Origin of the sequence: Paenibacillus castaneae (assembly GCF_002884445.1) — a bacterium.
Taxonomy (GTDB): Bacteria; Bacillota; Bacilli; order Paenibacillales; family Paenibacillaceae; genus Pristimantibacillus; species Pristimantibacillus castaneae.
The window spans coordinates 165,272-181,041 of the sequence record NZ_KZ614144.1 but is presented as its reverse complement, the minus strand read 5'-3'; the positions used below and the strand labels follow the sequence as shown (position 1 = coordinate 181,041).

The window sequence follows — 15,770 nt, the reverse complement described above, 5'->3', positions numbered from 1 at the left end:
ATTCACTCCTCCCACTTTTCCTTACGCTCGACCCGCCAGCGTCTCCTGCAGACGATCGCATAAGCTTTGAATCGCTTCATTCTTCATCCGGTAGCTAACCCGGTTCGCAATCAAACGGCTCGTAATGCCGAAGATGGATTCCATCTCAACAAGACCATTCTCGCGCAGCGTTTCGCCCGTTTCTACCATATCGACGATCCGGTCAGCAAGCCCGATCATAGGCGCAAGCTCAATCGAGCCATTCAGCTTAATGACTTCAACCTGCTGCCCCAGCTCGCGGAAATACGCGGATGCCACATTCGGATACTTGGTTGCTACGCGCGGATTAATCGTCGGCTTCCAGTCCGGCATGCTGATAACCGACATCCGGCATTTGGCGATACCGAGATCAAGCAGCTCGTATACATCCTTATCTTCCTCCATTAGAACGTCCTTGCCCACGATCCCAATATCCGCAACGCCGTATTCCACGTATGTCGGGACATCTACCGGCTTCGCCATAATAAATTCCATACCTACATCTGGCAGTTCAATAATCAGCTTGCGCGTATCATCGAAATCGCTTGGAATCGGAAGTCCCGCCTCGCGGAACAGCTTCGATGCCTGCTTATAGATACGGCCTTTCGGCATCGCCACTTTCAATATATCTTTGCTCGCTCCGCTCATGTGGCGCTGCCTCCTTTAATCCCATCTCCGGTATACGATACAAGTGCTGTATAAGAAACACCTTTATGTGTAAATGGCTTCTGATTCGTACAATTCTGCACAGATGCCAATAGATCACTTAGCTCCATTACACGCTCGGTTACTACATTCAAGCCTTCTGTACGCAGCTCCTGCGCTCTCTCCAGAGCTTCTGCGCGTCCTGCCGTGTCATAGATAACAAGGGTCCGCTGAACGGCGCCATCCTCTTCATCGCCAAGCAGCTCAAGCACACGCGTTGTTTTCAGTGCAAAGCCGGTTGCCGGTGCCGGTCTTCCGAACTGCGCCAGCAGATTATCATAACGTCCGCCGCTCACAACAGGGAAGCCGAGATCCGCAGCATAGCCCTCGAACGTCATACCCGTGTAATACGAGAAATCACCGATCATCGTTAAATCAATTAGCACATGCTCACATACGCCGTAAGCCTTCAGCACATCCCATATTTCACATAAATGATGAATGGACTCCTGTGCCGTAGCGTCACTGCTTAATTGCAGCGCCTGATCGCATATCTCTTGCCCGCCGCGCAAGCGCAGAATGCCCTCCAGCTCGCGCTGTACAGGCTCTTCGAGCGACAGCTCGCGGAGCTGCTGGCGGTAACCTACAAAGTCACGCCCCAGCAAGCAGCCCTTTAACTGCTCTTGTGCTTCAAGGCGCCCAGGCAAAGCTTCTTCCAGCAATCCGTTCAGGAAACCGACATGCCCAATCGCAATCTTGAATCGTTCTACGCCAGCAGCCTTCAATGAAGCAATCGCAAGCGCAACAACCTCCGCATCAGCCTCCGCTGAAGAGTCCCCGACAAGCTCTACGCCCGTTTGGAAAAACTCTGCTTCACGGCCAGCTTCTTCCTCAATGGCGCGAAACACATTAGAGTGATAGGAGAGGCGCTGCGGGAAATCGGCCTGCTTGAGCAGCGACGCCACTACGCGGGCAATCGGAGCTGTCATATCCGAACGAAGCACCAGTGTCGTTCCGCGATTGTTGAGCAGCTTAAACAGCTTCTGATCTGAAGTCGAGCTCGCTACCCCTACCGTATCGTAATACTCCATCGTTGGTGTAATAATTTGCTCGTAGCCCCAGCCCTGCATGCATGCCAGCACCTGACGCTCAATGTGACGCAGCTTTGCTACTGCGCCCGGCAAATAATCTTTTACGCCTATCGGCTTCTCAAATACTTTTGGTTTTGTCATTTGCTCTCACCTTCAATTACTTTAGTATATTAAAGCACTACCATGTTACCATGCTAACAAATTAAAGAGTTTAGACGTAATATTAGCATGAAAAACGTGGCTCCGTCAAGCCATTACGACCCTTTTTTCCTGCTTTAAACAAGAAAACCTCACCCCCGAGTGAATGGAACTCGTTCGGGTGAGGCTTTTGTTATTTATGCAATAAATGGCTGGCAGACACATCCTTTAAAGGCGTATCCGCCTTGCCGCTTCGGGTTATTTCCCGCATAGGGTTGCCTCCAACGAATGCATGAGCCGGAACATCCTTATGGACAACCGAGCCAGCGGCTACTACCGCATTATCGCCTATCGTAACACCCGGGAGAATCGTCGTGTTCGCTCCAATCATTACATTAGAGCCGATGATCACATGGCCTAGCCGATATTCCTTGATCAAATATTCATGCGTGAGAATGGTTGTGTTATATCCAATAATCGTATTATCGCCAACTGTGATGCGTTCAGGAAAGAAGACGTCCACCATTACCATCAAGGCAAATGCGGTATGCTCTCCAACCTTCATGCCAAGCACGCGTCGGTAAATCCAATTTTTGAGCGGAAGGATGGGACAATAGCGAGCCAGCTGTATAAAAATAAAATTACGAACCGATTTCACACGGCTCACGGTTGAATATACTTGCCACAGCGCGTTCGGTCCTTCCACCGGATATCGTTCAACTTTGCGCAAGCGTCTCCCGCTCCAATCCTACAAATGAATAGAGGTCACGCATGTCATGAATAACATGATGCGCTCCCACCTCGAGCAGCTTCTGCTCACCTTTAAGCGACCAAGCAACGCCAACAGCTGTCGTGCCTGCAGCAAGCGCCGATTGAATATCCACTACGCTGTCGCCGACCATCATCGTTGTAGCCGGATCGGCTCCCAACAACGCAATGGCTTTGCTTACAGGCTCTGGATGCGGCTTGGCGTTAACGACATCGTCTATCGTAACAATGGCATCAATGTAATCCGATAGGCCGACATATTTCAAGCCTCGCTCTGTCGTCAAACGCATCTTCGTCGTTACGACACCAATTTGAATCCCATGCTGATGCAGTTTCTCAATAACTTCATTCACATAATCAAACGATTTCACATACTCGTCATGCAACCGCAGGTTCACTTCGCGATAAGCGGCTACAAGCTCCGTAACATCCTCAAGTCCAGAGAAACGCTGCATTTGATCCGTTAGCGGCTCTCCCATACTCGGGATAATATGATCTCGGTCGAAGCCTTCAGGCACAATGCCCTCCAACGATTCAATGAACGAACGAATGATGAGCTCATTGGTGTCTATAATCGTGCCGTCCAAATCGAACAGCATCGTTTTGATTTTGCCCGTCATTATTAAAAACCTCCTAAATTAACTCATTGCCTTATATTTCTCCAGACTGCTAATTGGCAGGAACACTATCAACTCCGCCATTTCTCTCCGGCTTGGTTGTAACAATCGGATCCAAATAACGTACGGATGCATATCCTTTCACACGTCTAACTACAATGAAGATGATAGAACCGACGATTAGCAGCAATGCCAGCGCCTGCGAAATTCGAATATTTCCATATGCCGGATCTAAGTAGCCTTGGTCGAATACTGTGCCCATTGGCGACCACAAGCCGTTGATAAACGAAGCCAGCCAGCTCGGGCCTCTGAAGGCCAAGCTGTCGATACGCAACGCTTCAATAAAGAAGCGGCCAATTGAATACCAAATAAAGTAACTAGCCATTAGCTCGCCTGCACGTAAAAATTTCTGGCGGCGAAGCACGAACAAGATGAGGATACCGACTAAGCTCCATAGAGATTCGTAGAGGAATGCGGGATGACGATAAGCTCCCTCTTGAATGGCTTGATCGACAATAAACATATGATCAACAATGAATCTTGGAATATGAAGCGTATTCCGCAGAAAATCTTCGCTAACCGGCCCGCCGTAAGCCTCTTGGTTCATAAAGTTGCCCCAGCGGCCAATCATCTGGCCAGCAAGCAGCGAAGGGACGCATATATCAACAATGCGCAAGAAATTGTAGCCTTTATAACGGGCATAGAAGAAGCCGCAAATAAATGCCCCAATAAGCGCACCGTAAATCGCAATACCGCCATTCCATATTTTGAATACATCAAGAAGGTGGCCTTTATAATCTTCCCACATGAACGCCACATAATAGATACGTGCCGCAATAATGGCAGAAGGAACACCAAACAGCAATAAGTCCATGAAGAAATCCGGCTTGATGCCAAAACGCTTCCCTTCCTGTATAGCAAGCAGCAGCCCAATTAAAGCCCCTGTCCCTAGAATAATACCGTACCAGTGTACCGATAAGGACCCAATCGTAAAGGCTATTGGATTAAGTAACAATGTCTTCATTATTAGATATCTCCTCTACACTCAATCGTATTCGTCCATATCATCGTTTATCGTCTCGGTGAGCTTGTTCGTAAATTGAAGTGCCGCGTTGTAACCCATCCGCTTCAAGCGGAAGTTCATCGCCGCTACCTCGATAATAACGGCCAAGTTACGGCCTGGGCGAACCGGTACGGTCACGAGCGGGATATCCGTATCGATGATTCGCGTAGTCTCTTCATCAAGGCCAAGGCGATCATACTGCTTATCCTGCTGCCAGTTCTCCAGCTTAATGACAAGACCGATTCGTTTCTGTGTACGCACCGCTCCTGCTCCGAACAAGGTCATCACATTAATGATACCCAGCCCGCGAATCTCAAGCAAATGGCGTATAAGCTCCGGCGCACTGCCGTGCAGCTGCCCATCGGACGTCTGCCTAATCTCAACAGCATCGTCGGCTACAAGCCGATGTCCACGCTTGACGAGCTCTAGAGCCGTTTCGCTCTTGCCGATGCCGCTTCCTCCGGTAATAAGCATGCCCACGCCGTAAACGTCAACAAGCACGCCGTGAATCGTAGCCGTTGGCGCCAGCTTTTTCTCTAGGAAATCGGTAATTCGGCTCGATAGAATCGTCGTTGCCACATTGCTTCGCAGTACGGGAACCTGCTTCTCATTGGACTGGTCAATGAGCTCCTGCGGCGCTTCCAAGCCTCTTGTCAGAATAACGCATGGCGTATCATCGTTGAAAAGACGCACCATCCGATCTTTCCGATCATCGCTATCCAGCATGTTAAGGAATGATATTTCCGTTCGGCCTAACAGCTGTACCCGTTCACTTGGATGGTAGTGGAAATAACCGGCCATCTCAAGACCCGGCCGATACAAATCATCTACAGTAATGACACGCTTCAAGCCGTCCTCTCCAGCAAGTATTTCAAGCTGGAATTGTCGAACGAGCTCAGACACTTTCACTTTTTTCGGCATTGTAGGGCCTCCCTCATATGGCAGCTGATTTATACGAATATGTATGTGTTTATTTCCATTGTCTTCATCGTAAAGGAAAAAGGCGCTGAACGCAACGTTTCCTCCGCTGCTCAGCGCCTTCTATTCACTTGATCGGTACACGAACGGGCTCCATCACATAGCCCGGATATTGTTCAATATCGAACGTAAGCGGCTGCTTGTAGTCTGCCTTCGGAATTCGATAGTAGTAGGTAATCTTACTATCTCCCGTTCCCCACTCCGCGGAAGTCCCACTATTACCCAGTATGGGATGGGAATTACCACTTGCATCTTTAAACGTGCCATCGTGTTTAAACAACGTATAAACTAAATATTTGTTTGTTTCATCCAGTTCTTCTAGATCAAACTTCAATTCATATCCTTCAGCTGTTTGTTCTTTACTTATAAGCTTCAGCTTATTTTGTGGAGAGGAAATTGTCTCCATCTTATCCGTATCAACCGTAATGCTCAAATTTCTATCAGATAGGTGCAAACCATCTGCAACGAGAGTCAGCTTCTTCGGCCGCTCGAAATAGCTGCTCTTGAAATGACGGGTTAATGACGGGTTGAGATCTCCGAAGCCCGTATTCGTTTCATAGCGCCTTCCCTTCTCGTCTACAAGGGCCATATTAATAAAATGATTGGCATGCTTATCATTATTCGGATCAGCCTCGAACGTTAATGATACTTGAAGCGGCGTAATGATTGCATTTTTTACCGTGAAGCGCTGTCCTCCCACCTCAAAATGCTGATCAATGGAAATATCCTCACGCATCCCTGCGAAACGCTCATGGTCAATTGGAAATTCGACCTTCAGCCACTCTTCCCCAAGCAGCAAGCTGAATTGTATACGCTCAGGCATTGGAATGCCGTCACCCATTAATATATCTAAGTAGTCATGTATGGGAACACTCGAATCTGCGTCATCTTGACTTGGATAATGTGATGACATAATAGAGGCTTCTACGTCAGCGCCATCCCCTGTCTTCAATTCATATTTGAGAAAACCGGTATTGCCATTGATCCCCGACCCTTCAGCTGTATACAAAATAACTAATCGCTGATCATCCGCCAAAATACCATCAACCGTAAACTTGAAGCCGTTTTTCTCAGCCGAGAGATTAATCGGTTGTATGAATTCATTCTCTACAGCTGACAGCAGTGACTTATCACTTTGAATAAATTCCACAAACCCGCTGAACCCTGGAATATCTTTTACCATATTCGCAAAAGCAGGGGATACTCGCACAAATGCGGTGATCACTAACATGATGCAGACGGCTGAAATACTCATACTGAGGCTTAGACGCTTCCTTCTGCCCCGCGAAGCCCGTCTCTTCCCTTGCTCTAGTCCTTTCTGGATAGCTTCATTCAGCAGCTCCACTGGCAATTGTTCGATTTCCTGTACGATTTGATTTTTGTCATTTTGCAGCCTTTGGTTGTCCCGCTTCAAGTCGTTCTCGATTTCCGCGCTCATCCTGCATCCCCTCCTCCAATACCGTCATATCGGTTCTTAATAGCTTTAACCCTTTGTTTAACCATGTCCGAATCGTACCATCCGGCTTCTCCAGAAGCTCCGCTATTTCCGTAATCGTCATATCCCGATAATACTTTAGCGTTATAACCATACGAAGGTTATCCGGAAGTGCCTGCACCTGTGCTGTTATATCTAATCGATCTGCTGCATCGTAGGCTGCAGCCACTTTCTCATGCTTTTGCACCAAAGCTTCAACGGACTGCTCCCTCGCCCGCTTCTTGCGAGCATCCATACATACGCGAATCAAGATGCGGATCATCCATGTCGTAAAGTATTTCGGTTCGCGCAGCGTGTGTCGTTTCGCCCATACTCTGCATACCGTTTCTTGAATGGCTTCCAATGCATCTGTCTCATTGCGCATATAGGAATAGGCAATTCCATACATCTGCTGCTTATCTATATCTATTCGCTGCAGCAGTGCTGTCTCATCGCCTCTTATGGCCGCAGCTGCGCACTCCTCTTTATCCATAGCTACTTTTCCCCCGTTCAGCTAACCTGACCCCTGTTCATTATTCTTATTTCCTATTAGACGCGCCAGCCCCTTTTTCGGTTTTGATTCATGCAAAAAAAAAGAGAACTGCCGGGATAATCCCAGCAGTCCTCTTCCTAAAGCTATATCTTATGATTCGTACATGTTAAGTTCTGTTTCTTTGTCGAACAAATGAGCTTTGTTCATGTCAATTGCAAGCTTAACTGTTGTGCCGTCACGTACGCCTGAACGTCCGTCTACACGAGCAATAACAGTGTCAGTGCCGATACCATTCAGGTATAGGTACATTTCGTGACCAAGGTTTTCTGCAACCTCTACGTTTGCGTTCACGATTGTTTGCGGGGAAGCTTCCAAGAATACTGGCTCTTCGTGAAGATCCTCTGGACGAATTCCTAGAATTACTTCTTTGCCGCTGTAGCCTTTCGAACGAAGCGAAGCCGCTTTGCCTTCAGGTACAACAACGTCAACACCGCTTGCTTTGAAGCGAAGCGTTCCGCCTTGCTCAGTCAACGTACCGGAGATGAAGTTCATCGAAGGCGCGCCGATAAAGCCAGCTACGAAAATGTTAACAGGGTGGTTGTAAAGCTCTTCTGGGGATGCTGTTTGTTGAATGAAACCATCTTTCATAACAACAATGCGGTCACCCATCGTCATAGCTTCGATTTGGTCATGCGTTACATAAATAGTAGTTGTTTCAAGACGTTTAGTAAGCTTGCTGATTTCAGCACGCATTTGTCCACGAAGTTTCGCGTCCAAGTTGGAAAGCGGCTCATCCATCAAGAATACTTGCGGCTCACGAACGATTGCGCGTCCTAGAGCGACACGTTGACGTTGACCACCAGAAAGTGCTTTTGGTTTACGGTCAAGCAAATGCTCGATATCTAGAATTTTAGCAGCTTCACGAACACGTTTGTCGATGTCTGCTTTTTTGAATTTACGAAGTTTAAGGCCGAAAGCCATGTTTTGGTATACGTTCATGTGCGGGTACAACGCGTAGGATTGGAATACCATCGCGATGTCGCGGTCTTTAGGAGCTACATCATTCACAAGACGATCGCCGATGAACAATTTACCTTCTGAAATTTCTTCTAGACCTGCAATCATACGAAGAGTTGTCGATTTACCGCAACCTGACGGTCCAACCAATACGAGAAACTCTTTGTCTTTAATATCTAAGTTAACGTCAGTAACCGATGCTTTGTCAGTACCCGGGTATTTTTTGTAAATGCCTTCTAAACGTACGCCTGCCATGATAATTTTCCCCCTAGAAAGAAATTTCGTTATGCCTATATCTTATCCCACATAGAAGGGTCATGACTATGCACATACTTTACAAAAAAACTAATTTCTTTTCGTAACTTTGTACAATAGTAATATGATTTTCACTAGAACAGCATCACGAAATTGTCTAACATCAAGGCCTGTCTCTTGTTTAAGCTTATCCAAGCGATATAATAGTGTGTTGCGATGAATATATAATTTCTTAGCCGTTTCACTAACATTGCAATCGAGGCTGAAAAAGGTGTCCAGCGTGCTCAGCATCTCGGATTCCACAAACATATCAGCGCGTTTCAACGATTGCTCCAAGTATTTGGATCGCTGCGCTTCTGGAATCGCATTCAATAAACGCTCCAGCTGCAGCATCCATGGCAAATGGATATTGGCGCCGACATGGAATTTACGTCCGAGATTGATCGTCTCTCGAAGCAGAATCGTCGTTTCTACCATTCCTTTAGCTGGGGAGGTTGGATGTGCGACCGCAAGATGGCACTCGCCTATCCATTCACTGGCAAGCATCTCATGAAGGCCTAAGCCGATAGAAGCCAGGCTGTCCTCAAGCGTCTCTTCCTCTTGCTCTGCAAAACTATCAGAATCCTCATCCTTAAGCAGCGAAACAGAACCCCAAATCAGCCATTCCTGGCTTTTCAACGGAATAAGTATAATATCCTCGGATAGAAATGAACGCAGCAGCTTCTCCAGCTCTGAATAAGTAGCCTGCTTCGTATTCGTTTGCTCCGTTACGAGCAAGAATGGAATCATCTCATTATACAAACGGCTTCCAACGGTCAGATGATCTGGTAATGAATACGCCGGCTCATCCGATTCTAATTGTTTATCCAGCCATTCGCTTAGCTTTAGCGCAGTTCTCTCCGATTCTGAGAGGGTGGCTGCGGCCTTATCGGACAATTCGCTATGGGCTAGCTGCAGTGTCCAGCTTATTAATTGTTTTTCAGAGGAGGTCATAGAAGGCTTATCAATTTCGATCAACTTAATGGAAATCAGATCAATTGATGCCACAAACCATGTTACTCCATCTTTCTCTACTCGTTGACCGACTAATGGAGCTGCTGATGCCTGATCATCTAACCACGATAACTCTGATTCTGTTATTAAATCATTCCATTCCGCAATCGACTTCGTAACAACATGTACCGGACAATTCAAAATGTGCTGCAGTGGCTTCAACCAGTCTGTCTTGCTCATTTCTCTATCTCCACTCTCCACTAGCGCTAACGGCAGCTCTCAATTACCTTTTATCGTTAGTAACGCTTTTTTTCGTCATTGTACCACAACAGCTCCTCTAATTCAGCCTATAGCCATCAAAAGAATAATAGACAGCAAAGCAAACAAGGCTGCAATGAGGTAAAGGAAGGAAACCGTTTGGACCTGACTAAGCCCCCATTTCATTAATATGTGATGCGTATGCAGCTTGTCCGCGTGATGCAGCCCGTTTCCGCTAATCAGGCGGCGCAGCATGACATAAACCGTATCAAAAATGGGCAATCCCAGCGCTAGGAGAGGAACAAGCAATGTAATGAAGGTCGCTCTTTTGAACGCGCCATCAACAGCAATAACAGCGAGTGTATAACCTAGAAAGGTCGCACCAGCATCGCCCATAAAAATTCGTGCAGGATAGAAATTATGAAGTAGAAAGCCAAGCGAAACACCGGCTATAATGACTGCAAGAATGGCAGTGTCTCCATGCCCCGTAATTAGAGCAGCCGCAAACAAGGTTAAGGAGGAGAGCGTGCAGACGCCAGAGGCCAATCCATCAACACCGTCAATGAAGTTAATCATATTGATGAGCGCAAACACCCAGATCATAGTAGTCACCCAAGCGAACCAACTCGGAAATAAAATGTATATTCCATTGAAGGGATTCACGATGCCTGTTATCTTAATATGAAATAATACAGGTATAGATGCAGCGCCTAAATAAATAATAACTCTAGGCCACACTGGAAATTCTTTTCCTTTCGATTTCCATGAATCATCTAAAAGCCCAATACAGACGAGGATAAGCCCGCCCGTCACAATCGTCCAAGTAAGCGAGGTAAATCCTATGAACAGAAACATTGCAATCGCGCAGCCCGCAAACAAAGCCGCACCGCCCATAAGTGGAATCGGCTTCCTATGTATTTTACGAGTAGTCGGTCGATCAACAAAGCCAATACGCAGCGCAAGCTTTCGAAGAGGCGGCACGCCTGCTGCTACAATCGCAAAGCTAATCAATGCCGCTAACCCATATATCATTGCAATTACCCCTTTTATTTTTTGTTTGTATACATTGTTCCCTTATATCGTTAAAATACAAGAAACCAATCGAAGTTGTTTGACCATTTTCTGCTTTCGTGATACGATTTATTCTAACTTAGCTTATCGGAATAGTGTAATTTGAGAACGGCACAATATAAGAAGAAAGTAGCGTGTACTCATGTCCAAAATCGTCATTATTTCAGGGAGCCCCAACGCTTCCTCGCGTTTGAATGGCATAACAAATTATGTTCAGCATCAACTTGCTGTGAGACACTTATCGTCCGAGCTCATAACGGTAGTCAATCTGCCTGCAGAGGATCTCATCCATGCGAATTTTGGCAGCCCCGCTATTATTGAAGCCAATCAATTAGTCGAGGCAGCAGATGCTGTTATCATTGCAAGCCCTGTTTATAAAGCTTCATATACGGGTGTGCTGAAAGCCTTTTTGGATCTACTTCCGCAAAAGGGCCTGAACGGGAAAATCATTGCGCCTTTATTTATCGGCGGTACGATTGCGCATCTTCTGTCCATCGATTATGCTCTTAAGCCGGTACTGGCTTCCATGGGTGCCAAGCTTTACGTCAGCGGTGTCTACGCTGTTGATTCCCAAATCAATCGTACACAAGAGCCTAATGAGGAGCCTGTATTTGAATTGAACGAGGAACTGAAGCTTCGCCTAAGCGAAACGATTAATGAGCTAGCTAATGAGCTTGCACTTCGCAGTAAATAGCTGATCAAACAGGCCTGCTTCTCCATATAGACGGATGAGCAGGCCTGTTTCTTTTATGTAATGTAGTTATCTTCGACTTATTGGTTCATTCCCGTGACTGCGTTTGATTAGCGGAAGCAGCTTGCGTAGTATCGGTTGCGGACATCAGAGCCCTTATTCATGAGATTAGATGAATCTCAGAGTAATTACGGACATGAGATCCGCTATTTCTCCTTTTTTTAGCCTGGATTGATGCTTTTCGTATAAATAACGTCCCTCATGTCCGCAAGCATTCCAAAATAGGGGTAATTGCTGTATATAACGTCTCCTATGTCCGCAAACTGTGCTGCAGCCTCAATAAACGTGATTTTTCACAAAGATGTTTACTGCATGGACTAATACGATATTTCACTCGCAAAAAAAATTCACTTAGCCTTTAGCCAGATGCTGCTTCCATTCCTCCCACGCCTTCAAATATAATTGTAAGTCTTCAGGGTGATGCAGTAAGCATGTAGCGATTCGAAAGTAGAGAGCTGCTATCATATCCTCGATTAATTCCTGCGTATGAAACGGCCCACTATCGAGCTGTTCAACCGAGTTCAGCAAAATGTTGAGATGCAGCTCGTCAGGCGATGAACAGAAAGCATACAAAAGATCGTATCGCGGTCGCCCTACTTTGGGCAGCGGATCAATGACACCGGACAACGTTCCATTCTCGAATAAGAAGTTATGAACCCCAAAATCTCCATGCAGCACATAATGCTTCTCTTTAGAAACGCGGCTAATTCGGCGCATATGAATATCCTTAACCATCCTATGATCCTCTTCGGTTAGATGAGAACCAATAAAAGATTCAGAATATATCCGATCCTCCTCTATACGGGCAGGATCCTCTACCCATTCGAAATCAACTGATTCGTCTGCAATCACATAGTGTTGGATCATCCGTTCGATTAGCTGTGACATTAGCTCCTGCTTCGATCCACGATTATATTGCGAATCTCCCGACACAAATTCATATATAAAATATTGATGCTCCGGGTCTACGTACTTGGTTTTGGGCAATAAAGAAATGCTGTCATAGATTTGATAAAAAAGGGATTCTGCTTTAATCTGTTCCGGCGTGTTGGACTTGACCACATACATATGAGGTATGGCCATCGTACCCATTACCCCGACCGTACTATTGGTACCACCTTTTAGTTCACGCCATTGGTTAACTGAATCCGGCAATATATGCTGCTCTCTAATTTCCTCAATCATTTTTTTCAACATAGGTATGAGTTATCCTTCCTCTTACTAATTCCGCTATTTGAAAAGCCTTGTAGCTTGGGGCCATCTTCTCTTTTCTGTAGCAGCGTATGAAATACCTCCTTCTCCAAACAACAAAAGATCAAAGAAGGAAATATTCTTATTGGAGTCACTCCTGAGATAGTCAATTTGTGAACGTGTAACCGTACTTTTCTAGTTAGAAAAATCAAAAAAACCGAAGATCCTAAGATCTTCGGTCTCGAATGTATGGTTTATAAAAAAATGGTGAGTCATGTAGGATTCGAACCTACGACACCCTGATTAAAAGTCAGGTGCTCTACCAACTGAGCTAATGACTCTCGATGTAAAAAAACTGGTGGAGGATGATGGATTCGAACCACCGAACTCAGAGAGAGCAGATTTACAGTCTGCCGTGTTTAGCCACTTCACTAATCCTCCGTAATATTACCTATTTCTCGTTAAAACGAAAAATAAAGTGGTGGCTCGGGACGGAATCGAACCGCCGACACGAGGATTTTCAGTCCTCTGCTCTACCGACTGAGCTACCGAGCCTTAATTATAAGAAAAATGGCGGAGCTGACGGGATTCGAACCCGCGGTCTCCTGCGTGACAGGCAGGCATGTTAGGCCACTACACCACAGCTCCATGTGGTTCCGGCTATTAACCGAAAGAGTGAATATGGTGGAGGCTGACGGGATCGAACCGCCGACCCTCTGCTTGTAAGGCAGATGCTCTCCCAGCTGAGCTAAGCCTCCTGGATAAATATGTAGAAAAGGTAATGGTAGCGGCGAAGGGGATCGAACCCCCGACCTCACGGGTATGAACCGTACGCTCTAGCCAGCTGAGCTACACCGCCACGCTTGTCCCCCGAATAAGTGTCGCTTGCGGCGTTCGGGGACGCTTGCAAGGTCAGAACATTACGCCCTGAAAACTGGATACGAAAGGTTAGGTTTGCTGAAACCTTACTGCTGTTGTCTGCCGGATGTATGGGTCCGGGACAAACTTAAGCGTATGCTTACGATGTAAGTTTGCTTCTCAAACTTTGTAGGATAAGCCCTCGACCGATTAGTATTCGTCAGCTCCACACATTGCTGTGCTTCCACCCCGAACCTATCAACCTCGTCGTCTTCAAGGGGTCTTACATACTGGGAAATCTCATCTTGAGGGGGGCTTCACGCTTAGATGCTTTCAGCGCTTATCCCGTCCGTACTTGGCTACCCAGCGGTGCTCCTGGCGGAACAACTGGTACACCAGCGGTACGTCCATCCCGGTCCTCTCGTACTAAGGACAGCTCCTCTCAAATTTCCTGCGCCCGCGACAGATAGGGACCGAACTGTCTCACGACGTTCTGAACCCAGCTCGCGTACCGCTTTAATGGGCGAACAGCCCAACCCTTGGGACCTACTTCAGCCCCAGGATGCGATGAGCCGACATCGAGGTGCCAAACCTCCCCGTCGATGTGGACTCTTGGGGGAGATAAGCCTGTTATCCCCAGGGTAGCTTTTATCCGTTGAGCGATGGCCCTTCCATTCGGTACCACCGGATCACTAAGCCCGACTTTCGTCCCTGCTCGACTTGTAGGTCTCGCAGTCAAGCTCCCTTATGCCTTTGCACTCTACGAATGATTTCCAACCATTCTGAGGGAACCTTTGGGCGCCTCCGTTACATTTTAGGAGGCGACCGCCCCAGTCAAACTGTCCACCTGACACGGTCCCCGAACCAGTTTCATGGTCCTAGGTTAGAACTCCGATACGATCAGGGTGGTATCCCAACGTTGCCTCCACACAAGCTGGCGCTCATGCTTCAAAGGCTCCCACCTATCCTGTACAGATCGTACCAAAGTTCAATATCAAGTTACAGTAAAGCTCCATGGGGTCTTTCCGTCTTGTCGCGGGTAACCTGCATCTTCACAGGTATTAAAATTTCACCGGATCTCTCGTTGAGACAGCGCCCAAGTCGTTACGCCATTCGTGCGGGTCAGAATTTACCTGACAAGGAATTTCGCTACCTTAGGACCGTTATAGTTACGGCCGCCGTTTACTGGGGCTTCGGTTCACAGCTTCGGGTTTAACCCCTAACCGCTCCCCTTAACCTTCCAGCACCGGGCAGGCGTCAGCCCGTATACTTCGCCTTACGGCTTCGCACAGACCTGTGTTTTTGCTAAACAGTCGCTTGGGCCTTTTCACTGCGGCCCCCTCAGGCTATTCACCTTACCGGGGCACCCCTTCTCCCGAAGTTACGGGGTCATTTTGCCGAGTTCCTTAACGAGAGTTCTTCCGCGCGCCTTAGCATGCTCTGCTCGCCTACCTGTGTCGGTTTGCGGTACGGGCACCTAGATCTCACTAGAGGCTTTTCTTGACAGCCGGAGTACATGACCTTCGCTACTGCAATTTTCGCTCCCCATCACAGCCCAGCCTTTATGATCGACGGATTTGCCTATCGATCAGCCTCACTGCTTGGACGGACTATTCCATCAGTCCGCGTCACTGCCCTTCTGTGTCACCCCATTGCTCAAACGATCTTCGGTGGTACAGGAATTTCAACCTGTTGTCCATCCACTACGCCTTTCGGCCTCGCGTTAGGTCCCGACTTACCCTGAGAGGACGAGCCTTCCTCAGGAACCCTTAGGCTTTCGGCGGACAAGATTCTCACTTGTCTTTTCGTTACTCATACCGGCATTCTCACTTGAATACAGTCCACCAGTCCTCACGGTCCAACTTCAATCCGTATTCAACGCTCCCCTACCCAAGTACCATATAGGCACATGTCATAGCTTCGGTGGTGTGTTTAGCCCCGTTACATTTTCGGCGCAGAGTCACTCGACCAGTGAGCTATTACGCACTCTTTAAATGATGGCTGCTTCTAAGCCAACATCCTGGTTGTCTTTGCAACTCCACATCCTTTCCCACTTAACACACACTTGGGGACCTTAGCTGATGATCTGGG

The 15,770-nt window shown here is 47.2% G+C and carries 13 protein-coding genes, 6 tRNA genes and 1 rRNA gene (1 of these 20 cut by a window edge); 1 reads left to right on the top strand and 19 read right to left on the bottom strand.

Going from position 1 to position 15,770, the window contains the following annotated elements; genetic code table 11:
- Nucleotides 1–21 precede the first annotated feature (21 nt).
- From hisG to CEF13_RS00840, 11 genes are all read right to left on the bottom strand, one after another.
- A complete protein-coding gene (gene hisG, locus CEF13_RS00890) occupies nucleotides 22–666 on the bottom strand; it encodes an ATP phosphoribosyltransferase (protein WP_102708991.1) in 645 nt (214 codons plus the stop codon).
- Nucleotides 663–1,895, bottom strand: a complete 1,233-nt coding sequence (locus CEF13_RS00885; protein WP_102708990.1) for an ATP phosphoribosyltransferase regulatory subunit — start codon at nucleotides 1,893–1,895, stop codon at nucleotides 663–665. Before CEF13_RS00885 ends, hisG begins: the two co-directional genes overlap by 4 nt.
- Nucleotides 1,896–2,085: 190 nt before the next feature.
- Nucleotides 2,086–2,622: an acyltransferase gene (locus tag CEF13_RS00880; protein ID WP_102708989.1), complete on the bottom strand. Its 537-nt coding sequence runs from the start codon at nucleotides 2,620–2,622 to the stop codon at nucleotides 2,086–2,088.
- Nucleotides 2,609–3,280: a pyrophosphatase PpaX gene (gene ppaX, locus CEF13_RS00875; protein WP_102708988.1), complete on the bottom strand. Its 672-nt coding sequence runs from the start codon at nucleotides 3,278–3,280 to the stop codon at nucleotides 2,609–2,611. Before ppaX ends, CEF13_RS00880 begins: the two co-directional genes overlap by 14 nt.
- Nucleotides 3,281–3,329: 49 nt before the next feature.
- Nucleotides 3,330–4,301, bottom strand: coding sequence for a prolipoprotein diacylglyceryl transferase (gene lgt / locus CEF13_RS00870; protein ID WP_102708987.1), 972 nt, complete (start codon nucleotides 4,299–4,301; stop codon nucleotides 3,330–3,332).
- 21 nt (nucleotides 4,302–4,322) lie between these two features.
- Entirely contained in the window at nucleotides 4,323–5,261 is a 939-nt protein-coding gene (gene hprK / locus CEF13_RS00865; protein WP_102708986.1) for an HPr(Ser) kinase/phosphatase, read from the bottom strand.
- A gap of 124 nt (nucleotides 5,262–5,385) precedes the next feature.
- Nucleotides 5,386–6,756 (bottom strand): DUF4179 domain-containing protein, encoded by a 1,371-nt coding sequence (locus CEF13_RS00860; RefSeq protein WP_102708985.1) that lies wholly within the window; start codon nucleotides 6,754–6,756, stop codon nucleotides 5,386–5,388.
- On the bottom strand, nucleotides 6,701–7,285 hold the full coding sequence (locus tag CEF13_RS00855; RefSeq protein WP_102708984.1) for a sigma-70 family RNA polymerase sigma factor: 585 nt from the start codon (nucleotides 7,283–7,285) through the stop codon (nucleotides 6,701–6,703). Before CEF13_RS00855 ends, CEF13_RS00860 begins: the two co-directional genes overlap by 56 nt.
- 150 nt (nucleotides 7,286–7,435) lie before the next feature.
- Nucleotides 7,436–8,557: an ABC transporter ATP-binding protein gene (locus tag CEF13_RS00850; protein ID WP_102708983.1), complete on the bottom strand. Its 1,122-nt coding sequence runs from the start codon at nucleotides 8,555–8,557 to the stop codon at nucleotides 7,436–7,438.
- A gap of 90 nt (nucleotides 8,558–8,647) precedes the next feature.
- Nucleotides 8,648–9,790: a PucR family transcriptional regulator gene (locus CEF13_RS00845; RefSeq protein ID WP_102708982.1), complete on the bottom strand. Its 1,143-nt coding sequence runs from the start codon at nucleotides 9,788–9,790 to the stop codon at nucleotides 8,648–8,650.
- 102 nt (nucleotides 9,791–9,892) lie between these two features.
- Nucleotides 9,893–10,840 (bottom strand): MraY family glycosyltransferase, encoded by a 948-nt coding sequence (locus tag CEF13_RS00840; RefSeq protein WP_102708981.1) that lies wholly within the window; start codon nucleotides 10,838–10,840, stop codon nucleotides 9,893–9,895.
- Nucleotides 10,841–11,021: 181 nt separating this feature from the next.
- Here CEF13_RS00840 and ssuE point away from each other — a divergent pair, with 181 nt between their 5' ends.
- Entirely contained in the window at nucleotides 11,022–11,573 is a 552-nt protein-coding gene (gene ssuE / locus CEF13_RS00835; protein ID WP_102708980.1) for an NADPH-dependent FMN reductase, read from the top strand.
- A gap of 408 nt (nucleotides 11,574–11,981) precedes the next feature.
- Here ssuE and CEF13_RS00830 read toward each other — a convergent pair whose 3' ends face one another.
- The 8 genes from CEF13_RS00830 to CEF13_RS00795 all read right to left on the bottom strand — a co-directional run.
- The gene (locus CEF13_RS00830) at nucleotides 11,982–12,827 is read right to left on the bottom strand and encodes an aminoglycoside phosphotransferase family protein (RefSeq protein ID WP_102708979.1); all 846 of its coding nucleotides are present in this window, start codon (nucleotides 12,825–12,827) and stop codon (nucleotides 11,982–11,984) included.
- A gap of 259 nt (nucleotides 12,828–13,086) precedes the next feature.
- A tRNA-Lys gene (locus CEF13_RS00825) sits at nucleotides 13,087–13,162 on the bottom strand.
- Nucleotides 13,163–13,177: 15 nt separating this feature from the next.
- Nucleotides 13,178–13,262, bottom strand: a tRNA-Tyr gene (locus tag CEF13_RS00820).
- Between the two features lie 38 nt (nucleotides 13,263–13,300).
- Nucleotides 13,301–13,376: transfer RNA gene (locus CEF13_RS00815), tRNA-Phe, on the bottom strand.
- A 16-nt stretch (nucleotides 13,377–13,392) separates the two neighbouring features.
- Nucleotides 13,393–13,469: transfer RNA gene (locus tag CEF13_RS00810), tRNA-Asp, on the bottom strand.
- A gap of 34 nt (nucleotides 13,470–13,503) precedes the next feature.
- Nucleotides 13,504–13,579, bottom strand: a tRNA-Val gene (locus CEF13_RS00805).
- 24 nt (nucleotides 13,580–13,603) lie between these two features.
- Nucleotides 13,604–13,680: transfer RNA gene (locus CEF13_RS00800), tRNA-Met, on the bottom strand.
- 189 nt (nucleotides 13,681–13,869) lie between these two features.
- Nucleotides 13,870–15,770: ribosomal RNA gene (locus CEF13_RS00795) — 23S ribosomal RNA — on the bottom strand; it runs 1,035 nt beyond the window's last position.